Source organism: Streptomyces sp. DSM 40868 (assembly GCF_011820545.1).
GTDB lineage: Bacteria > Actinomycetota > Actinomycetes > Streptomycetales > Streptomycetaceae > Streptomyces > Streptomyces eurythermus.
On sequence record NZ_CP050504.1, the window covers coordinates 2,100,486 to 2,124,726 of the forward strand.

The window sequence follows — 24,241 nt, forward strand, 5'->3', positions numbered from 1 at the left end:
TGTCGTCGGTCACCCGCTGCACACTCCCTCGCACGGAGGGGATACCCACTCAACGTGAGGGGAAAGCAGCTTGTTCCATGCATCCTGTGGTCGAAACCCTTCGTGACTGGCCGGAGTTGTCCGTACGGGGACCGTTCGGCCGGGATCCGGGCAGCACACGGTGCGCTCGTACGATCATCACGTAGAGCGACGGTTCAGACGGACGGTGTGACTTCCGTGGCGGCTGGGGACGATCGGTCCGGCCGCCGGTGCTTCCCTCTCCCGGTCCGGCGCTGTTACCCGGGCGGGCCGGGCCGGAAACCCCGGACGGCGCCCCGTGGCCGAGAAGCGGCCGGAGGTAGGGTCGGGGGTGTTCAACGACCGCTGGTGCGGACCCGGCCGGCCCTCGGGGCGCCGGGACCTCCGGCGAACCGAAGGCAGGAGAGATGACCGTGCAGCAGGAGGCCCCGGGCGGCGAGGCGCTGGAGGTCTGGATCGACCAGGACCTGTGTACCGGCGACGGGATCTGTGCCCAGTACGCCCCGGAGGTGTTCGAGCTGGACATCGACGGGCTCGCCTATGTGAAGGGCGCGGACGACGAACTGCTCCAGGCCCCGGGGGCGACCGTGCCGGTGCCGCTGCCGCTGCTGACGGACGTGGTGGACTCGGCGAAGGAGTGTCCCGGCGAGTGCATCCACGTCCGCCGGGTTTCGGACAAGGTCGAGGTGTACGGGCCCGAGGCGGAATGAGTCCGGTTCAGACGCTGTGTGCCCCGGCGGGGGTGGAGCGGAGGAAGGCGTTCCCGTTCCACCGCCAGGTGGCCGGGGTCCGCGTGTCGGGGCAGCAACTGGGCACGGCGTCCGAGGAGTAGCCGAGCAGGGTGGCGGAAACGGCGCGCTCGTGTATGCGGAATTCCGTGACGGTGAGCCGTTCCCCGGGCTGGACGAGGGTGGCCACCACGCGCGCGGTGTGGCCGTCGGCGCCGCGGGTGAGGACGTAGACCCCGTCGGGCGGGGTGCCCATGGGGGCGTCGCAGTGGACCACGGCGACGGTTTCCGGCCGGTCGTCGCCGTCCAGGTCGCCGGTGGCCTTCTTGGCGACCACGGCTTTCACCGGCCCGCAGTCCAGGGGGAAGTCGACGCCGGTGGTGCTCGGCGGCGCGGCGGCGGGTCTGCCGTGGGAACCGGGGGCGGGCTGGACGGCCGTGGCCGGTTCGGGCCGGACGACCGAGGAGAGGGCCACGACACCCGCGAGGGCCGCGGCGGTGGCGACCCAGTGGATGGGCCGGGTCCGGGTGTGCGCGAGTTCCGGGACGGCGGATTGCTGCACGAGGAGTGTCTCCTGCGAGGGCGGTGCCGGTGGGATGGCCTGCATCGTGCCACACGTCACAGAGCGGGGGAACGGCGGGGTCCGCGCGCGGCAGTCCCCGGCCGGTGCCGGGTCAACGGACGGGCGCCGTGCCCGGGTTCCCGTGGTGGACGGGGAACTCGGGCACGGCGCCCTCGTGTTGCGGTGGGTGCGGGCCGGTCAGCGGCCGGCGCCGCCGTCGGCGTTGGGGCCGGCGTAGTCCTCGCCGTAGGCGCCCTTGGCGGGGCGGCGGCGGCGCATGGGCGGCTCGACGCCGTCCGCGAGGCGGCGGGCGGTGAGCAGGAAGCCGGTGTGGCCGATCATCCGGTGGTCCGGGCGGACGGCCAGGCCCTCGATGTGCCAGTTGCGGATCATGGTCTCCCAGGCGGTCGGCTCGTTGAAGCAGCCGATCTCCCGGATGGACTCCACGGTCCGGGCGAGCTGGGTGGTGGTGGCCACGTAGCAGCACAGGATGCCGCCGGGGACGAGCGCCTTGGAGACGGCCTCCAGGCACTCCCAGGGGGCGAGCATGTCGAGGATGACGCGGTCCACGTCGGTGTCGGACAGGTTGTCCTGGAGGTCGCCGACGGTGAGCTGCCAGGCGGGGTGCGGGCCGCCGAAGTAGCGCTCGACGTTCTGCCGGGCGATGTCGGCGAAGTCCTCGCGGCGCTCGTAGGAGTGCAGCATGCCCTGGTCGCCGATGGCGCGCAGCAGGAAGCTGCTGAGCGAACCGGAGCCGACGCCGGCCTCCACGACGCGGGCGCCGGGGAAGATGTCGGCGAAGGCGAGGATCTGCCCCGCGTCCTTCGGGTAGACGACGGCTGCCCCGCGGGGCATGGAGAGGACGTAGTCGGGGAGCAGGGGGCGCAGCGCGAGGTAGGCCACGTTGCCGGTGGTCCGGACAACGCTGCCCTCGGGAGCGCCGATCAGTTCGTCGTGCGGGAAGGAACCCTTGTGGGTGTGGAAGTTCTTTCCGGCTTCGAGCGTGAACGTGTAGTGGCGGCCCTTGGGGTCGGTCAGCTGTACCTGGTCCCCGACCTTGAAGGGCCCGCGCCTGCGGGCGGCACCGGTCGGTTCGGACATGTGACCAGCCTACCGGGTTCCCGCGGGGGGCTTGACCGTCGTCCGGGGGGCGTTACGACGCCGGCCGGGCCATCGCCCTGACGAAGGCCCGCTCGACGTCCGCCGCCGACAGGACGCCGTAGATCTCGCCGGTCTCCTCGACGACCAGGTATTCGGTGGCGGGGGTGGCGCGCAGCACGTCCAGGAGGTCCTCCCCGGCCAGCTCGGCGGAGACCCGCATGCCGTCGGTGAGCTCCTGGGCGAGGCCGCTGACGGCCACCCAGGGGCGGCGGTGTTCGGGTACGCCGACGATGGCGGCCTCGCGGACGAGGGACATCGGGGTGCCGTCGGCGTCGACCACGACCAGGGCGCGGGCACCGGCGGCGTTGGCGCGGCGCAGCGCCTCGGAGAGGGGGGTGTCGTTCTCGACCGGCACGGCCCGCCGGGTGAGGGTGCGGGCGCGCAGTTCGGGGAGGTGTTCGCGCAGCCGGGCCATGCGCAGGCTGTTGCCGGCGCCGGTCCAGATGATCGCGGCGAGGATGGCGGCGAGCAGGGCGTCGGTGACGGTGTCCATGCCGCCGACGTCCTCCCCGCCGTCGCCGAGGACGCCGGAGGAGTTCAGCAGCGGCAGGCCGATCAGGACGGAGACGGCGAGGGCGCGGCCCACCCAGGCGGCGGCGACGGTGCCGCTCATCGGCTTGCCGGTGATCTTCCAGACGACGGCGCGGAGCATGCGGCCGCCGTCCAGGGGCAGGCCCGGGAGGAAGTTGAAGATCGCCACGATGAGGTTGGAGATCATCAGTCCGGCCAGCAGGACGCCCGGTACGGTGCCGGGCTCGACCGGTTTCATGGCGAGGTAGAACAGGCCGGCCAGCACCAGGGAGAGCAGCGGGCCGACGAAGGCGAGCACGAACTCCCGGCCGGGGGTCTCGGCCTCCTTCTCGATCTCCGAGACGCCGCCGAAGAACTGGAGCTGGATGCGGCGTACCGGGAGCTTGAAGCGGATCGCGGCGACCGTGTGGGCCAGCTCGTGGACCAGGACGGAGGCGTAGAAGGCGACCGCGAAGAAGAGGGAGACCAGGTAGCGGGCGGCGCCGAGTTCGGGCAGCACGCGGTCGAGCTGTCCGCCGAAGACCCAGGTGATCAGGGCGGCGACGAGGAACCAGCTCGGCGCGACGTAGACGGGCACGCCGAAGGGGCGGCCCATGAGGATGCCGCCACCGGGTCCGGGTTCCTTGGGCCGCGGGCCGGGCGGCCGCCCCTTGGCGATACCGGAGTGCGCGAAGGAGTGGTGCTGGCCGGGGGTGGGGGTGGAGGTGGGGGCGTGCCGGTCCGGTTCGGCCGGGGCGTGGGCTGCGGGCCGCTCCGCGCCGGAGGGGGTGGCCGCGGGGCCTTCGGTGGTGGGCTGTTCCGGGCCGGTGGGGGTGCCCTCGGGGTCGTCTTCGGCGGGGTTGGCGTTCGCCCGGGGTGCCGGGGCGGAGTCCTCCTCGGACGTGTTCCCCCGGGGCCCGGGGCCGCGGTGGTCGGTGGGTCCGGTCGCCGGGGCCGTAGGGTCCGCGGCGTCCTTGGCCGGCCTGTCGTCGCCGGACCGTGGCTGCCCGCTCCCGCCGCTCACGTCCACGGTGTCCCCTCGTTCGAAGCGTCTTCCGCACCTGCCTGGTCGGAAGGGTCTCTGGTCGATGGTATGCGCCCGTGGCGGCGCGTTCCGCCCCGGCACCCCTGGTGTTCGCCTGGCGGACGCCGGTGACGCGGGCGGCGGCCGGGGCGGTGCGCGGCCGCGACTGGGGCACTGTCGGTGCCGGGCCGTATGGTCTGGGGCATGGACAGCAGCATCGACGAGGCAGTGACGCCGGACGCGACCGACGCGGCCGGGACGGGGACCGGCCCGGCCGCGGGCGGTGGCCCGGAGCGGGCCGCCGGCGAGCGCGGCGCCCTCGCGCCGGTCTCGCTGTCGCCGTCCCGGGCCGGTGACTTCATGCAGTGTCCGCTGCTGTACCGGTTCCGGGTGATCGACCGGCTGCCGGAGAAGCCGAGCGAGGCGGCGACCCGGGGCACGCTGGTGCACGCCGTGCTGGAGCGGCTGTTCGACGCGCCCGCCGGGGAGCGGACCGCGCCCCGGGCGAAGGCGCTGATCCCGGGGCAGTGGGACCGGCTGCGGGAGAGCCGTCCCGAGCTGACCGAGCTGTTCGCCGACGATCCGGAGGGCGAGCGGCTGGCCGGCTGGCTCGCCGAGGCGGAGCGGCTGGTGGAGCGCTGGTTCACGCTGGAGGACCCCACGCGGCTGGAGCCGGCCGAACGGGAGCTGTTCGTGGAGACCGAGCTGGACTCGGGGCTGCGGCTGCGCGGGATCATCGACCGGGTGGACGTGGCGCCGACCGGCGAGGTGCGGATCGTCGACTACAAGACGGGCAAGGCCCCGCGCCCGGAGTACGCCGAGGGCGCGCTCTTCCAGATGAAGTTCTACGCCCTGGTCGTCTGGCGGCTGAAGGGCGTCGTGCCGCGCCGGCTCCAGCTGGTGTACCTGGGCAGCGGGGACGTGCTGACGTACGACCCGGTCCCGGCCGATCTGGAGCGGGTGGAGCGCAGGTTGCACGCGCTGTGGGAGGCCATCAGGCAGGCCACGGAGAGCGGGGACTGGCGGCCCCGGCCGACCAAGCTGTGCGGCTGGTGCGACCACCGGGCGCACTGTCCGGAGTTCGGCGGCACTCCCCCGCCCTATCCGCTGCCGGTCCGGGCGCCCGGGTCGCGGGCGGGGTGAGGCGGGAAACGGGGGCAGGGCAGAATGGGGCCGGACTAGCGAAGGAGTGTCACGTGGCCATCCGTGTCCTACTGGTCGACGACCAGCCCCTGCTGCGTACGGGTTTCCGGATGATCCTGGAGGCCGAGCAGGACCTCGCGGTCGTCGGCGAGGCCGGTGACGGTCTCCAGGCCCTCGACCAGGTACGAGCACTGCAACCGGATGTGGTGCTCATGGACATCCGGATGCCGCGGATGGACGGTGTGGAGGCCACCCGGCAGATCACCGGTCCCGGCCGGGACGGCCCGGCCAAGGTGCTGGTGCTGACCACCTTCGACCTGGACGAGTACGTGGTGGAGGCGCTGCGCGCCGGGGCGAGCGGCTTTCTGCTGAAGGACGCGCCCGCCAACGAGCTGGTGCAGGCGATCCGGGTGGTGGCGAACGGCGAGGCGATGCTCGCGCCGAGCATCACCCGGCGGCTGCTGGACAAGTACGCCACGCATCTGCCGTCCGGTGAGGAGCCGGTGCCGGACACCCTGCACACGCTCACGGACCGTGAGGTGGAGGTGCTGAAGCTGGTGGCGCGCGGGTTGTCCAACGCGGAGATCGCGGCGGATCTGTTCGTCAGCGAGACGACGGTGAAGACGCATGTGGGCCATGTGCTGACCAAGCTGGGGCTCAGGGACCGGGTGCAGGCGGCGGTGTACGCGTACGAGAGCGGGCTGGTGCGTCCCGGCGCCCAGTAGGCGTCCGCCGGGCACGGTGTGTGACGACGGCGAAGGGCGCCCCTCTCCTTGTGGAGCGGGGCGCCCTTCGGCGTGTCCGGTGTCAGCTGCTCTTGCTGAGTTCCCAGAAGCGGAACACAGTGGAGGAGTCGAGGCAGTACTCCAGGCCGTACACGCCGTCGCGGACGACCGCGTACTGCTTGGCCTGCCAGACCGGCAGCACGGGCAGTTCGTCGGCGACGATGTTCTGGAGCCTGCCGAAGTCCTTGTCGGTGGCCGCGCGGTCGCTCTGCGCGGCGGTGCCGGGGAGCAGGGTGCCGGTGATGGTGCGGTTGTCGTAGTGGTTGTTCAGGACGTTGCCCTTGCCGAAGAAGGGGGCGGTGAAGTTGTCGGCGTCCGGGTAGTCCGGGACCCAGCCCTTCACGTAGACGCCGTACTTGCCGGCGGCGATGTCCTTCTCGTACTGGTCGAAGGCGACGGACTTGACGTCGGCGTCGAACAGGCCGCTGGCGTTGAGCTGTTCGGCGATGGCCTTGAGCTCCTCGTCGGTGGCGGGGCCGTAGCGGGACGGCGTGGACCACAGGGTGAGCTTCACCTTGCCGGTGATGTCGTCGGCGCGCAGCGCGGCGGCGGCCTTGGCCTGGGAGGGCCGGGCGCCGTAGGTGTCGAAGAAGGCGGTGTTGTGGCCCGCGACACCGGCCGGGACGATCGAGTACAGCGGGGTGGCGGTGCCCTGGTAGACGTCCTTGATCAGGGCGTCGCGGTCGATGAGGTAGGCCATGGCCTTGCGGACGCCGAGCTTGCCGGCCACCGGGTCCTTCATGTTGAAGACCAGGTGCTGGACCTCGGCGCTGGTGCCCTCGATGACGTCGATGCCCTTGCTGTCGTCCTGCTGGTCGAGCTGGGTGATGTCAGTGGCGGTCAGGCCTCGGTAGGCGATGTCGATGTCGCCGTCGAGGAGGGCTTCCTTCAGCGCTGTGCGGTCGCCGTGGAAGAACTTCAGGGTGACGCCGGAGTTGTTCGGCTTGGCGCTGCCCTTGTAGTTGCCGTTGACGGAGAAGACGGCCTGGTCCTTGTCGAAGGAGTCCAGTTTGTAGGGGCCGGAACCGATCGCCTGGTGGTCGGTGCGCAGGGCGTTCGCGTCGTACTGGCGGTGGTCCACGATGGAGCCGGCGCCGGAGGCGATCTTGCTGGGGAAGGTGGCGTCGGGCACCTTCAGGTGGAAGACGGCGGTCTTGGCGTCCGGTGTCTCGACCTTGTCGAGCATCGGGAACATCAGGGCGGGACCGGCCGGGTCGGCGATCTTCAGCATGCGGTCGAAGGTGAACTTCACGTCCTCGGAGGTGAGGTCGTCACCGTTGCTGAACTTCAGGCCGTCCTTCAGTTCGCACTTGTAGACCATGGCCCGGGTGTCGGTGAAGCCGCACTGCTTCGCCAGTTCGGGCTGGGGTTCGGTCGAGCCCTTGGGGAAGCTGAGCAGCGACTGGAAGACGTTGTTGAACAACAGCCAGGAGCCGGGGTCGTAGCCGGCCGCCGGGTCCGTGGCGAGGACGTCGTCGGACATCCCCATCACCACGGAGGAGCCGGTGCCCCCGGAGTCACCGGACTCGGATCCGCAGCCGGTCAACAGGCCGGAGGCCAGCACCGCCGCGAGGGGCAGGACCGGCCACTGGTTGCGCAGGTTCACTCGAAGTGCCTTGTCGTCGGTTCGTCAGCCCGGGTCCGCCATCCCTGGACCCGGGCACCGGGGGCCGCACCGTGCGCGGCCCCGGGTCCGGGAGCCGTCAGCCGCTCACGCCGCGGCCGAGCTCCCACAGCTGGAGCGTGGAGGAGGAGTTGAGGGCGTAGGCCGTGCCCGTGATGTCGTCGCGGGCGGCGACGTACTGCTTGCCCTGCCACAGCGGCAGGACGGGGACGTCCTCGGCGACGGCGTCCTGGATCTCGGTCAGGCTCTTGGCCGCGCCGAGCCGGTCGGCCTCGCGGCGGGACTGCGGGATCAGCGAGCGCTGGATGGTGCTGTTGTTGTACGGCGAGCCGAGGAAGTTGTCCTTGTCCAGGAAGGGCGCGAGGAAGTTGTCGGCGTCCGGGAAGTCGGGGAACCAGCCCATGCCGTAGACGTCGTACTCGCCCTTCTGCTCGGCGGGCCGGAAGGTCGACCAGGGGTGGCCCTGGATGGTGACGTCGAACAGGCCGCTGTCGTTGAGCTGCTTCTGCAGGATCTCGAACTCCTGCTTGGTGGCCGAGCCGTAGTGGTCGGTCGTGTAGTGCAGGGTGAGCTTCACCGGGGTGGTGACGCCGGCCTTGGCGAGCAGGGACTTGGCCTTGTCGGCGCTGGGGTTGCCGTACTGGTTGAAGAACGAGTTGGAGTGGCCGGTGACGGTGGCCGGGACCAGCGAGTACAGGGGCTCGGCCTGGGTGCCGTAGACCTTGGAGACCAGTTCGCCGCGGTTGACGACCTGGGCCATGGCCTGGCGTACGGCCTTGTCCTTGACGCTGGTGGCGTTGGTGTTGAAGGCCAGGTAGCGGATTTCCAGGCCGGGCATGTCGACCAGGTCGACCTTCTCGTCGTCACCGGTGTCCAGCTTCTGGATCTGCGCGGGCGACATGGTGCGGGTCATGACGTCGATGTCGCCCTTGTCGATCGCTTCGCCCATGGCGTCGGCGTCGGTGAAGGAGCGCAGTTCGACCTTGTCGTTGTTCACCGTCACATTGCCCTTGTAGGAAGGGTTCTTGGTGAAGGTGGCCGTGGTGATGGCGTCGTCGTCGACGTCGGCCTTGAAGGTGTAGGGGCCGGAGCCGTCGATGTCGAAGCCCTCGCGGAGCTTGTCCTTCGGGTAGTCCTTCGGGTTGACGATGCCCGCGACCGGGGTGGACAGCTTGTACGGGAAGGTGGCGTCGGCGGTCTTCAGGTGGAAGACGACGTCACGGTCGCCCTGCGTCTCGATCGTGTCGATGGTGTTCAGCAGGGCGGACACACCGCTGTCGGAGTTGATGCGCAGCACGCGCTCGATGGAGTACTTGACGTCCTCGGCGGTCACCGGGTCGCCGCCGGCGAACTTCAGGCCCTCGCGCAGCTTGCAGGCGTAGCGCTCGCTGCCGCTGTCGGTGAAGGAGCAGCTCTCGGCGGCGTCCGGGACGGGCTCGCCCTCGCCCTTGGGCTGCGCCATCAGGGTCTGCACGGACTGGCGCAGGATGTTCCACGTGCCGACGTCGTAGGCGTAGGCCGGGTCGAGGGGCGCTGGGGCTGCCTTGGTGGCCGTGAACCGGTCCGTGGTACCGACGACGATGGCGTCACCGCTCGTGCTCCCGCTGTCGGATCCGCCGCACGCGGCGAGAACCGGGGTGAGCAGGCCGGCCACCGCCGGCAGCACCAAAGTCTTGCGGTTCATGCGGGAGTTTCTCCAGAGCTGTTCGGGTCCGTGCATCCGGCATGCGGGGGTGGTGCTTGGGGATCACGGGGGTTCTCGGCGATGTTCTCGCGATGAGATTAGTCCGCACCCGCAGGGGGGTTCACGGCCGCGTGAGTTGACTCGCCATCACGCAGGGGAACCGGTCGCGGACACACCGAAAACCCGACAGCGGCAGGATTAGTGCAGCTTCCCATCAATCGGGACACAAGGGCACGTCCGAACCGGCCCCCAGGGGCCGGCCGGCAGGTGTCGGCAACGTTGTCGGGACCCCCGCGCGTGGCGAACATCACACCGGGGGCCGTGATTCCGGCCGGTGGAATTCGGCCGTACGGCCGGCTCTGAACGGCTAGTGCGTTTCCGTCATCATGCCCCGCAGAAACGCCAGGTCGACTTCCTCCAGGGAGGAGACGACGGTGCGTCCCAGGGCCGGGCCGATGGGGGCGACGGAGGGGACGGCGACCACGCGGCAGCCAGCGGCCTCGGCCGCGGCGACCCCGGTGGCAGTGTCCTCGATCACGGCGCACCGGGCCGGGTCGGCGCCGAGTCCGGCGGCGGCGAGCAGATAGGGGTCCGGGAAGGGCTTGGTGCGGGAGACCTCGTCGCCCGCGATGGACAGGGTGAAGTGCTGCGGGCCCAGCACGGACAGCACACGGTCGATGATGCGCCGGTGGGAGGCGGAGACCAGGGCGGTGGGGATCTCCTGCGCGTGCAGTTCGGCGAGCAGCCGGGCGGCGCCGGGCATCAGCGGCAGTCCGCTGTCGATCCGGCTCTCGAAGCCCTCGTTGAGCAGCACGGTGAGTTCGGGGAGACCGATGTCGGCGCCGGTGGCCTCGATGAGGAAGCCGGCGCTGCGGGCCATGGGGCCGCCGACCACGACATGGCGCCAGGTCTCGTCCAGGGTGTGTCCGAGGGAGGCGAAGACCTCGACCTCGACGTCCCACCAGAAGCCTTCGGAGTCCACCAGGGTGCCGTCCATGTCCAGCAGCACCGCTTGCAGGGCGGAGCCTTCGGCCGTACGGGTTCCTAGCGCGGGGACCGTGCTGGTCATCCGGGCGCACCTCCTTGAGGGACGACCAGGCCGGCTCCCCGGTGGGGAACCGGCCTGTGGTGGACCGACCAGTGTACGACTTATCCGATCAGTGTGCCGAGTGAGATGTGCGTCACCGTGCGTTGAAGTACTTGGCTTCGGGGTGGTGGATCACGATGGCGTCGGTGGACTGTTCGGGGTGGAGCTGGAACTCCTCGGACAGGTGGACGCCGATGCGTTCCGGGCGGAGCAGGTCGGCGATCTTGGCGCGGTCCTCCAGGTCGGGGCAGGCGCCGTAGCCGAGGGAGAACCGGGCGCCCCGGTACTTCAGGGCGAACATGTCCTCGATGTCGGCCGGGTCCTCGCCGCCGAAGCCGAGTTCGGCGCGTACCCGGGCGTGCCAGTACTCGGCGAGCGCCTCGGCCAGCTGTACCGACAGGCCGTGCAGTTCGAGGTAGTCGCGGTAGGCGTTGGCCTCGAACAGCTTCGCGGTCTCCTCGCCGATGCGTGAGCCGACGGTGACGACCTGGAAGCCGACGACGTCGGTCTCGCCCGATTCCTGGGGGCGGAAGAAGTCGGCCAGGCACAGCCGCCGGCCCCGGCGCTGGCGGGGGAAGGTGAAGCGGGTGCGTTCGTTGCCGTGCTCGTCCAGGATGATCAGGTCGTCGTCCTTGGACACGCACGGGAAGTAGCCGTAGACCACCGCGGCTTCGAGGAGGTTGTCGGTCTGGAGGCGGTCCAGCAGGCCGCGCAGCCTGGGCCGGCCCTCGCTCTCGACGAGTTCCTCGTAGGTGGGGCCCTCGCCGGTGCGGGCCTGCTTCAGCCCCCACTGGCCCTTGAACAGCGCGCCCTCGTCCAGCCAGCTCGCGTAATCCTTGAGGGGGATGCCCTTGACGATCCGGGTGTCCCAGAACGGCGGGGCGGGCACGGGGTTGTCGGTGGCGACGTCGGAGCGGACGGCGCCCTGCTCCGGCTTCTCCTCCGCCTGCACGGTGGCCGTGGCGCGGACCCGGCGCTGGCGCAGTTCGGGGAGTTTGGCGCCGGGGACGCCGCGCTTGACGCCGATCAGGGCGTCCATCAGGTGCAGGCCCTCGAAGGCGTCGCGGGCGTAGCGGACCTCGCCCTCGTAGATCTCGTGCAGGTCCTGTTCGACGTAGGCGCGGGTGAGGGCGGCACCGCCGAGGATGACGGGGAAGCGGGCGGCCAGGCCGCGCTGGTTGAGCTCCTCCAGGTTCTCCTTCATGATCACGGTGGACTTCACCAGCAGTCCGGACATGCCGATCACGTCCGCGCGGTGTTCCTCGGCGGCCTCCAGGATCGCGGAGACCGGCTGCTTGATGCCGAGGTTGACCACGGTGTAGCCGTTGTTGGACAGGATGATGTCGACCAGGTTCTTGCCGATGTCGTGCACGTCGCCGCGCACGGTCGCCAGCACGATGGTGCCCTTGCCCTCGGCGTCCGACTTCTCCATGTGCGGTTCCAGGTAGGCCACCGCGGTCTTCATCACCTCGGCCGACTGGAGCACGAACGGCAGCTGCATCTGTCCGGAGCCGAACAGTTCGCCGACGACCTTCATCCCGTCCAGCAGGGTGTCGTTGACGATGTCCAGCGCCGGACGGTCCTGGAGGGCCGCGTCGAGGTCGGCCTCCAGGCCGTTGCGCTCACCGTCGATGATCCGCCGCTTGAGCCGTTCCTCCAGCGGCAGCGCGGCCAGTTCCTCGGCCTTGCCCGCCTTCAGCGACTTCGCGGTGGCGCCCTCGAAGAGCTGCATGAGCTTCTGCAGCGGGTCGTAGCCCTCGCTGCGGCGGTCGTAGATCAGGTCGAGGGCGGTGGTGACCTCTTCCTCGCTGAACCGGGCGATCGGCAGGATCTTGCTGGCGTGCACGATCGCCGAGTCCAGACCCGCCTTGACGCACTCGTCCAGGAACACCGAGTTCAGCAGGATCCGCGCGGCCGGGTTCAGGCCGAAGGAGATGTTCGACAGCCCCAGCGTGGTCTGCACCGCGGGGTGGCGCCGCTTCAGCTCGCGGATCGCCTCGATCGTGGCGATGCCGTCCTTGCGGGACTCCTCCTGACCGGTGCAGATGGTGAAGGTCAGGGTGTCGATGAGGATGTCCTCCTCGCGGATGCCCCAGTTCCCGGTGAGGTCCGCGATGAGCCGCTCCGCGATCTCGACCTTCTTCTCCGGGGTGCGGGCCTGGCCCTCCTCGTCGATGGTCAGCGCGATCAGCGCCGCGCCGTGCTCCCGGGCCAGCCGGGTGACCTGCGTGAACCGGGAATCGGGACCGTCGCCGTCCTCGTAGTTCACCGAGTTGATCACCGCGCGGCCGCCGAGCTTCTCCAGGCCCGCCCGGATCACGTCGACCTCGGTGGAGTCCAGCACGATGGGCAGCGTGGAGGCGGTGGCGAAACGGCCCGCCAGTTCCTCCATGTCCGCGACGCCGTCCCGGCCGACGTAGTCCACGCACAGGTCGAGCATGTGCGCGCCCTCGCGGATCTGCTCCCGGGCCATCTCCACGCAGTCGTCCCAGCGGCCCTCCAGCATCGCCTCGCGGAACTTCTTCGATCCGTTGGCGTTCGTCCGCTCGCCGATGGCCAGGTAGGAGGTGTCCTGCCGGAAGGGGACGGACTGGTAGAGGGAGGCGGCGCCCGGTTCGGGGCGGGGGTCGCGCTCGGGCGGGGTGACGCCCCGGACCCGCTCCACGACCTGGCGCAGGTGCTCGGGCGTGGTGCCGCAGCAGCCGCCGACCAGCGACAGGCCGTACTCGCGGACGAAGGTCTCCTGGGCGTCGGCCAGCTCCGGCGCGGTCAGCGGGTAGTGGGCGCCGTCCTTGCCGAGGACCGGCAGGCCCGCGTTGGGCATGCAGGACAGCGGGATGCGGGCGTTCCGGGCGAGGTAGCGCAGGTGCTCGCTCATCTCGGCCGGGCCGGTGGCGCAGTTCAGGCCGATCATGTCGATGCCCAGCGGTTCCAGCGCGGTCAGCGCCGCGCCGATCTCCGAGCCCAGCAGCATGGTGCCGGTGGTCTCGACCGTCACCGACACGATCACCGGCACGTCCAGGCCCAGGGCCTCGATGCCGCGCCGGGCGCCGAGGACGGCGGCCTTGGTCTGGAGCAGGTCCTGGGTGGTCTCCACCAGCAGGGCGTCGGCGCCGCCGGTGAGCAGGCCCTCGGCGTTGCGCTGGTAGGCGTCGCGCAGGGTGGCGTAGGGGGCGTGGCCCAGGGTGGGCAGCTTGGTGCCCGGGCCCATGGAGCCCAGCACCCAGCGCGGCCGGCCGTCCCGCGCGGTGAACTCGTCCGCGGTCTCCCGGGCCACCCGGGCGCCGGCCTGCGAGAGCTCGTGGACCCGGTGGGAGATGTCGTACTCGCCGAGCGCGGAGTGGTTGGCGCCGAACGTGTTCGTCTCCACGCAGTCCACGCCGACGGCGAAGTACGCCTCGTGGACGGAGCGGACGATGTCGGGGCGGGTCAGGTTGAGGATCTCGTTGCAGCCTTCGAGGTTCTCGAAGTCCTCGAGGCTGGGCTCCTGGGCCTGGAGCATCGTGCCCATGGCTCCGTCGGCGACCACCACACGGGTGGCGAGCGCCTCGCGGAGCGCGGACACACGGGCCCGGCTGTCGGCGGAAGGGGACGTTGGCGACGAGGCCATGTAAGGGCTCCCTGGGATGCGACGGCTGTCGGCTATGCGGCTTCCCCGGACGGGCGGGGCTTGCCGCACGGCGTCAGGGTAACCGGGAGTCGGCTTGGATGGGCACCACGTCCACGAGACGGACGTGAGTGGCCTGAATGTCACGCATGGATCTCGTGTGATGTAACAGGTGGCGTCCGACCATTAGCGGGAGGTCGGCATGGACCGGTAGTGTTCGGCATTGCCGAACGGTGACTGCGCGCTACGCAGTCGAAGGGGACGGAGGCAGGACGGCGATGGCACGGAACATCCAGTCGCTCGAACGGGCGGCGGCGATGCTGCGGCTGCTCGCGGGCGGCGAACGGCGGCTGGGGCTGTCGGACATCGCCTCGTCGCTGGGTCTCGCCAAGGGCACCGCCCACGGCATCCTGCGCACCCTCCAGCAGGAGGGGTTCGTGGAGCAGGACGACGCCTCCGGCCGCTACCAGCTGGGCGCGGAGCTGCTGCGCCTGGGCACCACCTATCTGGACGTGCACGAGCTGCGCGCGCGGGCCCTGGTGTGGGCGGACGACCTGGCCCGCTCCAGCGGGGAGAGCGTGTACCTGGGGGTGCTGCACCAGCAGGGGGTGCTGATCGTGCACCACGTCTTCCGGCCCGACGACAGTCGGCAGGTGCTGGAGATCGGGGCCATGCAGCCGCTGCACTCCACGGCGCTGGGCAAGGTGCTCTCGGCGTACGACCCGGTGGCGCACAGCGAGGCGCTGGAGGCCGACCGCAAGCCCTTCACCGACCGCACGGTCTGCGACGCCGCCGGTTTCGAGCACATCCTCGACCTCACGCGCGCGCGGGGCTACGCGGCCGACGTGGAGGAGACCTGGGAGGGCGTGGCGTCGATCGCCGCGCCCATTCACGACCGGCGCCGCATGCCGGTGGGCGCGGTCGGCATCACGGGAGCGGTGGAGCGGCTGTGCCGGGAGGGCGAGCTGCGCCCGGAGCTGATCGCGGCGGTGCGGGACTGCGCCCGCGCGGTGTCCCGGGACCTGGGCGCCGGCCGGTTCTGAGCGCCGGGCGGTTCTGAGGCGGGCCGGGGCAGGCCCCGCGCGCGAGGCGCACGCATACGCGAACAGCCGGGACGTCGGGCGACGTTCCGGCTGTCGATCTACCCTGAAACGGACAAAAAGTTCTATATCGTACGTCCATGCGCGAAGCTCGATAACCCGCAGCGATCAATAACGATCCTGTTTCCGATAACAGAACCCTTGACGCACGGGTAACGCCGAACAAGACTCCCGTCCATCGGTCGGCATTGTCGAACACCTACCGGCAATACGCGCTAGAGTGTGACAACGCCAAGGGCCGGCATCGCTCTCACCCACGAGGGCGCCAGAACCACCGGAGGGACCCGGGGTTCGGCTACCCCTGGACGAAGGACAAAGGAGTCGCGGGTGTCCAGCTCCGACATCTTCATCGGCGAGACCATCGGTACCGCCATACTCATCCTGCTCGGCGGCGGTGTCTGTGCCGCCGTCACGCTGAAGGCCTCCAAGGCCCGCAACGCCGGCTGGCTCGCCATCGCCTTCGGGTGGGGCTTCGCCGTCATGACGGCCGCGTACATCTCCGGGCCGCTGTCCGGCGCGCACCTCAACCCGGCCCTCACCGTCGCCCTGGCCATCAAGGACGGCGACTGGAGCAACGTTCCGACCTACTTCGCCGGTCAGCTGCTGGGTGCCGTCATCGGCGCCGCCCTGGTGTGGGTCGCCTACTACGGCCAGTTCCTCGCCCACCTGACGGACAAGGAGATCGTCGGCGGCCCCGGCGCGCAGGCCACCTCGGCCAAGGCCGTCGAGGCCCAGGAGAAGGGCGCCGGCCCGGTCCTCGGCATCTTCTCCACCGGTCCGGAGATCCGGAACGTGGCGCAGAACCTCGCCACGGAGATCATCGGCACCGTCGTGCTGATCCTCGCCGTCCTCACCCAGGGCCTGAACGACCAGGGCAACGGCCTCGGCGTCCTCGGCGGTCTGATCACCGCGCTCGTGGTGGTGTCCATCGGTCTGTCGCTGGGCGGTCCGACGGGCTACGCGATCAACCCGGCCCGCGACCTCGGCCCGCGCATCGTGCACGCCCTGCTGCCGCTGCCCAACAAGGGCGGTTCCGACTGGTCCTACGCCTGGATCCCGGTGGTCGGTCCGCTGGCCGGCGGCGCGATCGCGGCGGGCATCTACAACCTCGCCTTCGCCTAGGAAGCTTGCGGAGAGCACCGAGACTTCGCGCGCACGCCGCACGCACAGCCCCAACACCACGGACTTCCAGGAGCACACAGTGACCGACGCCCACACCGCAGGCCCCTTCATCGCGGCGATCGACCAGGGCACAACCTCCTCCCGCTGCATCGTCTTCGACCGGGACGGCCGCATCGTCGCCGTCGACCAGAAGGAGCACGAGCAGATCTTCCCCAAGCCCGGCTGGGTCGAGCACGACGCCAACGAGATCTGGACCAACGTCCAGGAGGTCGTCGCCGGTGCCGTGGCCAAGGCCGGCATCACCCGGGACGACATCAAGGCCATCGGCATCACCAACCAGCGCGAGACCACCGTGCTGTGGGACAAGAACACCGGTGAGCCCGTCCACAACGCCATCGTCTGGCAGGACACCCGCACCGACGCCCTGTGCCGGGAGCTGGGCCGCAACGTCGGCCAGGACCGCTTCCGCCGGGAGACCGGCCTGCCGCTCGCGTCGTACTTCGCCGGGCCCAAGGCCCGCTGGCTGCTCGACAACGTCGAGGGCCTGCGCGAGCGCGCCGAGGCCGGCGACATCCTCTTCGGCACCATGGACACCTGGGTCATCTGGAACCTGACCGGCGGTGTGAACGGCGGCCGGCACGTCACCGACGTCACCAACGCCTCGCGCACCCTGCTGATGAACCTGCACACGATGCGGTGGGACGACAAGATCTGCGAGTCCATCGGCGTGCCGGAGCAGATCCTGCCCGAGATCCGCTCCTCCGCCGAGGTCTACGGCGAGATCAGCGGCGGCCGGCTGGGCGAACTGCTCGGCGGCATCCCGGTCGCCTCCGCGCTCGGCGACCAGCAGGCGGCCCTTTTCGGCCAGTGCTGTTTCTCCGAGGGCGAGACCAAGTCCACCTACGGCACCGGCACCTTCATGGTGATGAACACCGGCGAGAAGATCATCAACTCCTACGCCGGTCTGCTCACCACCGTCGGCTACAAGATCGGCGACCAGCCGACCGTGTACGCCCTGGAGGGCTCGATCGCCGTCACCGGCTCGCTGGTGCAGTGGATGCGCGACCAGATGGGCCTGATCTCCACCGCCGCCGAGATCGAGACGCTCGCGCTCTCGGTCGAGGACAACGGCGGCGCCTACTTCGTGCCGGCCTTCTCCGGCCTGTTCGCCCCGCACTGGCGCTCCGACGCGCGCGGGGTGATCGCCGGCCTGACCCGGTACGTGACCAAGGCGCACCTCGCGCGCGCCGTCCTCGAGGCCACCGCCTGGCAGACGCGGGAGATCGCCGACGCCATGGTGAAGGACTCCGGCGACGAGCTGGTGACCCTCAAGGTGGACGGCGGCATGACCGCCAACAACCTGCTGATGCAGACCCTGGCCGACGTCCTGGACGCGCCGGTGGTGCGCCCGATGGTCGCCGAGACCACCTGCCTCGGCGCCGCCTACGCCGCCGGTCTCGCCGTCGGCTTCTGGTCCAGCACCGACGACCTGCGCGCCAACTGGCGCCGGGCCGCCGAGTGGACCCCCCGCATGGACGCGGAGACCCGCGCCCGTGAGTACAAGAACTGGCTCAAGGCCGTCGACCGGACCATGGGCTGGCTCGACGACGACGAGAGCTGAGCGGTTCAACCGGCTCAGTCAGCTCTGACGAGGAGTAAGTACCCGACATGACCAGTCAGTCCACCCTGCAGTCCGTGCCTGCCCTGGGGACGCGCCCGGCCTCCGGCTCCAACCCGAGCCGCGCCGAGACCAGGGAGCAGCTCTCCAAGGCGTCGTACGACCTTCTTGTGATCGGCGGCGGCATCCTGGGCATCTCCACCGCCTGGCACGCCGCGCAGTCCGGGCTCAGGGTGGCCCTGGTCGACGCCGGCGACTTCGCCGGTGCCACCTCCTCCGCCTCCTCCAAGCTGCTCCACGGCGGCCTGCGTTACCTGCAGACCGGCGCGGTGAAGCTGGTGGCGGAGAACCACTTCGAGCGCCGGGCGGTCTCCCGCCAGGTGGCCCCCCACCTGGCGAACCCGCTCACCTTCTACCTGCCGGTGTACAAGGGCGGGCCGCACGGCGCGGCCAAGCTCGGCGCGGGCGTCTTCGCCTACTCGGCGCTGTCCGCGTTCGGCGACGGCGTCGGCCACCTGCTCTCGCCGGCCAAGGCGGCGCAGGACGTGCCCGAGCTGCGCACCGAGAACCTCAAGGCCGTGGCCGTGTACGGCGACGACCAGATGAACGACGCGCGCATGGCGCTGATGACGGTCCGCGCGGCCGTCGAGGCGGGCGCGGTCGTCCTCAACCACGCCGAGGTCACCGGGCTGCGCTTCACCCAGGGCCGGGTGACCGGCGCGGACCTGAGGGACCGGCTGTCCGGCGAGGAGTTCGGCGTGAACGCCCGCCTGGTGCTGAACGCGACCGGCCCGTGGGTCGACCACCTGCGCAGGATGGAGGACCCGAACGCGGCGCCGTCCATCCGGCTGTCCAAGGGCGCGCACCTGGTCCTGAAGCGCACCTCGCCCTGGAAGGCCGCGCTGGCCACGCCCATCGACAAGTACCGCATCACCTTCGCCCTCCCCTGGGAGGACATGCTGCTGCTCGGCACCACCGACGAGGAGTACGAGGGCGACCCGGCGGACGTGTCCGTCAACGACAAGGACATAGCCCAGATCCTGGACGAGGCCGCGTTCTCCGTCCGGGACCAGCAGCTGCGGCGCGAGCTGATCACCTACGCGTTCGCCGGTCTGCGGGTGCTGCCGGGCGGCCCCGGTGACACCGCCAAGGCCAAGCGGGAGACCGTGGTGACCGAGGGCAAGGGCGGCATGCTGTCCGTCGCGGGCGGCAAGTGGACGACGTTCCGTCACATCGGCCGCACCATCATGAAGAAGCTGGAGGCGCTGCCCGGCCACCCGCTCGGCGACGACTTCGAACCGATCTCCTCGCTGCCGAAGAAGCTGCCGCTGCCCGGTGTCGCCAACCCGCGCGCGGTCGCCCACCGGCTGCTGGTCGACGCCCCGGCGCCCGGCCCGCGCATGGCCGCCGACACCGCCAGGCACCTGGCCACCCACTACGGTTCGCTGGCCTTCGACATCGCCCGGCTGGCGAACGAGAACCCGGAGCTGGCCGAGCGCGTCCACCCCGACGCCCCGGAGATCTGGGCGCAGGTGGTGTGGGCCCGTGACCACGAGTGGGCCGAGACGCCGGACGACGTGCTGCGCCGCCGCACCACGCTGACCATCCGGGGCCTGGCCACGGACGAGGTCCGGGCGAAGGTCCAGGAGGTCCTGGACGGGAAGTAGGCCCGCCCGCGAGTGACGGGCCGCGTCCGCGGGGGCGCCTCCGGCCGGGGGCGCCCCCGCGCGCGTCCGCGTCCTGTGCCGTGAGTCCGGCGCGCCCGCGTGTTCCGCGGTGGCGAACGGGGCAGTGATCCGTTCACTCCCCCGTGCAAGGGGGCTGCGGGCGCCCCCGCGGGACGCCGTAAGGTTGGTGGGTCAAGCGAGGGCACGTCGGAAGGAGGCACTGGGTGATCGAGCTGGAGGGGGTTCCCGAGCTGATCGACCCAGTCATGGTGGCCGCGTTCGAGGGCTGGAACGATGCCGGCGACGCCGCCTCCACGGCGGTCGCGCACCTGGAACGCGAATGGAAGGGCGAGGTGTTCGCGGCGCTGGACGCCGAGGACTACTACGACTTCCAGGTGAACCGTCCCACGGTGTTCATGGACGGCGGTGTGCGCAAGATCACCTGGCCGACGACGAGGTTGTCGGTGGTCCGGGTCGGCGGCGACAAGCCGCGCGACCTGGTGCTGGTCCGGGGCATCGAGCCGTCCATGCGGTGGCGTTCGTTCTGCAACGAGCTGCTCGGCTTCGCGCACGAGCTGGGCGTGGAGCTGGTGGTCATCCTGGGCGCCCTGCTCGGTGACACCCCGCACACGCGTCCGGTCCCGGTCAGCGGGGTCACGTCCGACCCGGACCTGGCCCGCCGCATGGACCTGGAGGAGACCAAGTACGAGGGGCCGACGGGCATCGTCGGCGTCCTTCAGGAGGCGTGCACGCACGCGGGCGTCCCGGCGGTCTCGCTGTGGGCGGCCGTACCGCACTACGTCTCCCAGCCGCCCAACCCCAAGGCCACCCTGGCGCTGCTCAACCGGCTGGAGGACCTGCTGGACCTGCGGATCCCGCAGGGCGAGCTGCCCGAGGACGCGCGGGCCTGGCAGGTGGGCGTGGACCAGCTGGCGGCCGAGGACAGCGAGGTCGCCGAGTACGTCCAGACGCTGGAGGAGGCCCGGGACACCGCGGAGCTGCCGGAGGCGTCCGGTGAGGCGATCGCCCGGGAGTTCGAGCGGTATCTGCGGCGCCGGGACGTGGGCCCTCCGGGCGGCAAGCCGAGGCCGCCTGCCTCCGGCGGCGGGGGCAAGGAGGAGGACGAGGACGGCTCGGAGGGCTGAGGGAGCCTGAGGGTACGAAAAGAGGGGCGGTTCCTTCCGGGGAACCGCCCCTCTTCTTCCGTTTTGAGCTCTACAAGGCCACGCCCAGCAGCGCGTCCACCGCGCGGGTCACCAGGCCCGGGGCACCCGTGTCCGTGCCGCCCTCTTCCTCCTGCCGGGCCGCCCAGCGGTCCACCGCGGCGAGGGCGGTGGGGGCGTCCAGGTCGTGGGAGAGGGCCTCGCGGATCTCCTCCACCAGGGCGTCGGCAGAGGGGCCGTCGGGGCGGGAGACCGCCGCGCGCCAGCGGCCGAGGCGGGCCACGGCGTCCTGGAGGACCTGGTCGGTCCACTCCCAGTCGGCCCGGTAGTGGTGGGCCAGCAGGGCGAGGCGGATGGCGGCGGGGTCGACGCCGTCGCGGCGCAGCCGGGAGACGAAGACGAGGTTGCCCTTGGACTTGGACATCTTCTCGCCGTTCAGGGCGACCATGCCGGCGTGCACATAGGCCTTGGCCATGGGGAACTCGCCGGTGAGCACCTGGGCGTGCGAGGCGCCCATCTCGTGGTGCGGGAAGGCTAGGTCGGAGCCGCCGCCCTGGACGTCGAAGCCCATGCCGAGGTGGTCCAGTGCGATGGCCACGCACTCGATGTGCCAGCCGGGGCGGCCCCGGCCGAGCGAGGCGCCGTCCCAGCTGGGCTCGCCCTCGCGGGCCGCCATCCACAGCATCGGGTCCAGCGGGTTCTTCTTGCCCGGGCGGTCCGGGTCGCCGCCGCGTTCGGCGGACAGCAGCCGCATGGCGGCGGCGTCCAGGTGCGAGACCTTGCCGAAGTGCGGGTCGGACTCGACGGAGAAGTAGATGTCGCCGTCCAGCTCGTAGGCCGCGCCGATGTCACGCAGCCGCTCGACGAGCGGGACGATGCCGGGTATGGCCTCGACCGCGCCGATGTACTGCCGCGGCGGGAGCATCCGCAGGGCGGTCATGTCCTCGCGGAAGAGGGCCGTCTCGCGCTCGGCGAGGGCGGTCCAGTCGAGGTTGTCGCGCTCGGCCCGCTCCAGCAGCGGATCGTCGACGTCGGTGACGTTCTGGACGTAGTGGACCTGCCGCTTGGTGTCGAGCCACACGCGCTGAACCAGGTCGAACGCGTTGTAGGTCGCCGCGTGACCCATGTGGGTCGCGTCGTACGGCGTGATGCCGCAGACGTAGATGCGGGCGACAGGACCGGGGTCGAGGGTGACCAGGCCGCCGGTCGCGGTGTCGTGGATCCTCAGGTCGCGGCCCTGACCAGGCAGGGCGGGGACCTCGGAAGCGGGCCAGGCATGCATGTACATGAGCCTAACCGGCCCCGACCCGCCTGTACGAACGGGATCGGGCCGGATGACCGGTTCGGCGTTCTTGAACATCGGCGCCGGGTGTGCTGGGCTCCGGATCCGTCACCCGGCGTGGCCGGTCGGGTGCTCAGCGGGGTGGCCCGGACACTCGTAGGGGGACGGGCCCGCGGGCGCTCAGACCGGGGGCCAGGGAATGGCGGGCCAGTCGCCGCTGGGCTCCGGGTGCCGGCCGCTGGTGAGCAGCGCGTCGACCCGCGCGCGCGTTGCGTCGACCTCGGCCGTCGTGATCAGGGTGGCCAGCCTTGTGCCCAGCGGGCCGTCCAGGGCGTCCCGCAGTCCCTTGAGGACGCCGACGGCCTCCTCCGGCAGCGGTTCGCCCGCCCAGCCCCACAGCAGGGTGCGCAGCTTGTTGTCCACGTTGAAGGTGACGCCGTGGTCGATGCCGTAGAGCCGGCCGTCGGCGGTGGGCAGCAGGTGGCCGCCCTTGCGGTCGGCGTTGTTGATGACCGCGTCCAGGACGGCGAGCCGGCGCAGCCGCGCGTCGTCGGCGTGCACCAGCAGCGCGGTGCGGTCCTCGCCGACGTCGGCGAGCCCGATCGCCTTCCAGCCCGGCTCCGGTTCCTCGCCCTCGACCAGGGCGAGCAGCTCGGCCTCGGGGTGGACGTCGATCCACAGCTGGCACATGCCCTCGCCGTACGGCCCCTCGCGCAGCACGGTGGGCGGCACCAGCCCCCAGCCGGTGGCCTCGGACACCTCGTAGGCGGCCACCTCGCGGCCCGCCAGGGTGCCGTCGGGGAAGTCCCACAGGGGGCGCTCCCCGGCGACCGGCTTGTACACACAGGAGGCCTGGCGGCCGTCGAGGGCGACCGTGCAGAACAGGGCCGCGTTGGACGCCTCGCGGATCCGTCCGCGTACGGTCAGTTCACCGTGCGCGAGCAGCTCGGCCGGGTTCGGGTCGGGTGTCACGCTCCGCGGCGGTATCCGTTCTGGCGCGGACATACGTGTCCTTCCGGGTCGAGCGGGAGGCTGCACAGCGGGCACGGCGGCCGCCCGGCGTTGACGACGTCGAGGGCGCGCTTGGCGAAGGCCCGGGCCTGCGCGCCGGTCAGCCGGACCCGCAGCATCGGGGGTCCGTTCTCCTCGTCCTGGAGCAGGCGCTCCTCGGCCTCGGCGAGGTCTTCCTCGGTGTCGGCGTCCAGCTCGACCAGCGCCTGCGCCTCGACGATCATGCGCTGGTCCTCGCCGTCCCAGGCCAGGGCCATGGTGCCGACGCGGAACTCCTCCTCGATGGGAGTGTCGAGCGGTGCGGTGTCGGTGATCTCGGCGGGGGCGACGGCCGGGACGGCGGCGCTGCCGCCACTACGCCGTACGACCTCGTCCAGCAGTTCGTCCATGCGCTCGGCGAGCGCGGCCACCTGGGTCTTCTCCAGGGCCACGCTGGTCACCCGGGAGCCTGCGATGGCCTGGAGGAAGAACGTACGGCGCCCGGGCAGTCCGACCGTGCCGGCCACGAAGCGGTCCGGCTGGTCGTAGAGGAACACCTGACGGGACACGTCCTGTCTCCATAAAGTCGTGGTTTCGAGAGGTTCGGCGGTTGGCCGTACGGGAAAGCGAACGGGATGGGTCGCTTCACCCTACTGCGGCCGACGATCACGGTGCGCCCGCACCGCCTCCGACCGGTGCGTCACCCTCGCCGGGTTCCTCGCGGGGGACGAGCGAAGCGAAATCCCCGGTGTCGCCGAGGCGGATGAGGTACGGCCGGAGCCGGGTGTAGCGGATCGCGGTGACAGAGCAGGGTTCGACGGAGATCCGCTGGAACAAGTCGAGGTGCAGGCCGAGGGCGTCGGCGACGAGGGACTTGATGATGTCGCCGTGGGAGCACATCAGGTAGACGGCGTCGGCGCCGTGGTCCCGCTCGACGCGCGCGTTCCACTCGCGTACGGCCTCGGCCGCGCGGGTCTGCATGGCCCGCATGGACTCGCCGCCGGGGAAGGCGGCGGCGGACGGGTGGGTCTGCACGACCTCCATCAGCGGCTCGTCCTTCAGCTCGGCGAGCTTGCGGCCGGACCAGTCGCCGTAGTGGCACTCACCGATCCGTTCGTCGGTGTGGGAGCGCAGGCCGGGGCGGGCCTCCAGCAGCGGGCGCACGGTCTCCTGGCAGCGCTGCAGGGGGCTCGCGACCACCTCGGAGATCGGCAGTCCGGCGAGCCGGCCGGGCAGCGCGGCGGCCTGCGCGGCGCCGCGCTCGTCCAGGGCGACGCCGGGCGTCCACCCGGCGAGCAGCCCGGAGGTGTTGGCGGTGGAACGTCCGTGCCTTACGAGGATCAGCGTGGGCATGCGGCAAGGGTAG

19 protein-coding genes are annotated in these 24,241 nt (G+C 71.1%); 8 read left to right on the forward strand and 11 right to left on the reverse strand.

Going from position 1 to position 24,241, the window contains the following annotated elements; genetic code table 11:
- Window positions 1-425 precede the first annotated feature (425 nt).
- Window positions 426-728 (forward strand): ferredoxin, encoded by a 303-nt coding sequence (locus tag HB370_RS09445; RefSeq protein WP_030781352.1) that lies wholly within the window; start codon window positions 426-428, stop codon window positions 726-728.
- 7 nt (window positions 729-735) lie between these two features.
- Here the strand turns inward: HB370_RS09445 and HB370_RS09450 are convergent, their stop codons facing one another.
- The 3 genes from HB370_RS09450 to HB370_RS09460 all read right to left on the reverse strand — a co-directional run bounded on the left by HB370_RS09450 (window position 736) and on the right by HB370_RS09460 (window position 4,009).
- Window positions 736-1,308, reverse strand: coding sequence for a hypothetical protein (locus HB370_RS09450; protein ID WP_030781354.1), 573 nt, complete (start codon window positions 1,306-1,308; stop codon window positions 736-738).
- 198 nt (window positions 1,309-1,506) lie between these two features.
- Complete coding sequence (locus tag HB370_RS09455) at window positions 1,507-2,409, reverse strand: tRNA (adenine-N1)-methyltransferase (protein WP_014671696.1); 903 nt, start codon at window positions 2,407-2,409, stop codon at window positions 1,507-1,509.
- 52 nt (window positions 2,410-2,461) lie between these two features.
- Window positions 2,462-4,009, reverse strand: a complete 1,548-nt coding sequence (locus HB370_RS09460; protein WP_030781362.1) for a site-2 protease family protein — start codon at window positions 4,007-4,009, stop codon at window positions 2,462-2,464.
- Between the two features lie 198 nt (window positions 4,010-4,207).
- Between HB370_RS09460 and HB370_RS09465 the strand changes: the two genes are divergently transcribed.
- The gene (locus HB370_RS09465) at window positions 4,208-5,146 is read left to right on the forward strand and encodes a RecB family exonuclease (protein WP_078637499.1); all 939 of its coding nucleotides are present in this window, start codon (window positions 4,208-4,210) and stop codon (window positions 5,144-5,146) included.
- Between the two features lie 53 nt (window positions 5,147-5,199).
- A complete protein-coding gene (locus HB370_RS09470) occupies window positions 5,200-5,871 on the forward strand; it encodes a response regulator transcription factor (RefSeq protein ID WP_030781365.1) in 672 nt (223 codons plus the stop codon).
- 82 nt (window positions 5,872-5,953) lie between these two features.
- Here HB370_RS09470 and HB370_RS09475 read toward each other — a convergent pair whose 3' ends face one another.
- From HB370_RS09475 to metH, 4 genes are all read right to left on the reverse strand, one after another.
- Window positions 5,954-7,537, reverse strand: a complete 1,584-nt coding sequence (locus HB370_RS09475) for an ABC transporter substrate-binding protein (RefSeq protein ID WP_030781367.1) — start codon at window positions 7,535-7,537, stop codon at window positions 5,954-5,956.
- Window positions 7,538-7,634: 97 nt separating this feature from the next.
- The gene (locus HB370_RS09480) at window positions 7,635-9,239 is read right to left on the reverse strand and encodes an ABC transporter substrate-binding protein (protein WP_030781370.1); all 1,605 of its coding nucleotides are present in this window, start codon (window positions 9,237-9,239) and stop codon (window positions 7,635-7,637) included.
- 367 nt (window positions 9,240-9,606) lie between these two features.
- Window positions 9,607-10,308 carry an HAD family phosphatase gene (locus tag HB370_RS09485; RefSeq protein ID WP_030781372.1) on the reverse strand — a complete coding sequence of 234 codons (702 nt, stop codon included), beginning with the start codon at window positions 10,306-10,308 and terminating at the stop codon, window positions 9,607-9,609.
- A 112-nt stretch (window positions 10,309-10,420) separates the two neighbouring features.
- Complete coding sequence (gene metH / locus HB370_RS09490; RefSeq protein WP_030781374.1) at window positions 10,421-13,936, reverse strand: methionine synthase; 3,516 nt, start codon at window positions 13,934-13,936, stop codon at window positions 10,421-10,423.
- A gap of 275 nt (window positions 13,937-14,211) precedes the next feature.
- Here metH and HB370_RS09495 point away from each other — a divergent pair, with 275 nt between their 5' ends.
- The 5 genes from HB370_RS09495 to HB370_RS09515 all read left to right on the forward strand — a co-directional run bounded on the left by HB370_RS09495 (window position 14,212) and on the right by HB370_RS09515 (window position 20,585).
- Window positions 14,212-14,976, forward strand: coding sequence for an IclR family transcriptional regulator (locus HB370_RS09495; protein ID WP_030781376.1), 765 nt, complete (start codon window positions 14,212-14,214; stop codon window positions 14,974-14,976).
- Between the two features lie 384 nt (window positions 14,977-15,360).
- Window positions 15,361-16,155: an MIP/aquaporin family protein gene (locus HB370_RS09500; RefSeq protein WP_030781379.1), complete on the forward strand. Its 795-nt coding sequence runs from the start codon at window positions 15,361-15,363 to the stop codon at window positions 16,153-16,155.
- Between the two features lie 79 nt (window positions 16,156-16,234).
- Complete coding sequence (gene glpK / locus HB370_RS09505) at window positions 16,235-17,776, forward strand: glycerol kinase GlpK (RefSeq protein ID WP_030781382.1); 1,542 nt, start codon at window positions 16,235-16,237, stop codon at window positions 17,774-17,776.
- A gap of 47 nt (window positions 17,777-17,823) precedes the next feature.
- Window positions 17,824-19,440, forward strand: coding sequence for a glycerol-3-phosphate dehydrogenase/oxidase (locus HB370_RS09510; RefSeq protein ID WP_030781385.1), 1,617 nt, complete (start codon window positions 17,824-17,826; stop codon window positions 19,438-19,440).
- 224 nt (window positions 19,441-19,664) lie between these two features.
- Window positions 19,665-20,585: a PAC2 family protein gene (locus HB370_RS09515; protein WP_030781388.1), complete on the forward strand. Its 921-nt coding sequence runs from the start codon at window positions 19,665-19,667 to the stop codon at window positions 20,583-20,585.
- A gap of 70 nt (window positions 20,586-20,655) precedes the next feature.
- Here the strand turns inward: HB370_RS09515 and mshC are convergent, their stop codons facing one another.
- The 4 genes from mshC to HB370_RS09535 form a co-directional block, all read right to left on the reverse strand.
- Entirely contained in the window at window positions 20,656-21,885 is a 1,230-nt protein-coding gene (gene mshC / locus HB370_RS09520; protein WP_030781391.1) for a cysteine--1-D-myo-inosityl 2-amino-2-deoxy-alpha-D-glucopyranoside ligase, read from the reverse strand.
- Window positions 21,886-22,065: 180 nt separating this feature from the next.
- Window positions 22,066-22,890 carry an SCO1664 family protein gene (locus tag HB370_RS09525; protein WP_051815602.1) on the reverse strand — a complete coding sequence of 275 codons (825 nt, stop codon included), beginning with the start codon at window positions 22,888-22,890 and terminating at the stop codon, window positions 22,066-22,068.
- A complete protein-coding gene (locus tag HB370_RS09530; protein WP_030781397.1) occupies window positions 22,854-23,444 on the reverse strand; it encodes a DUF3090 domain-containing protein in 591 nt (196 codons plus the stop codon). The genes HB370_RS09525 and HB370_RS09530 overlap by 37 nt, the downstream gene beginning before the upstream one ends.
- A 97-nt stretch (window positions 23,445-23,541) precedes the next feature.
- Window positions 23,542-24,228 carry a histidine phosphatase family protein gene (locus HB370_RS09535; RefSeq protein WP_030781401.1) on the reverse strand — a complete coding sequence of 229 codons (687 nt, stop codon included), beginning with the start codon at window positions 24,226-24,228 and terminating at the stop codon, window positions 23,542-23,544.
- Between the last annotated feature and the right edge of the window lie 13 nt (window positions 24,229-24,241).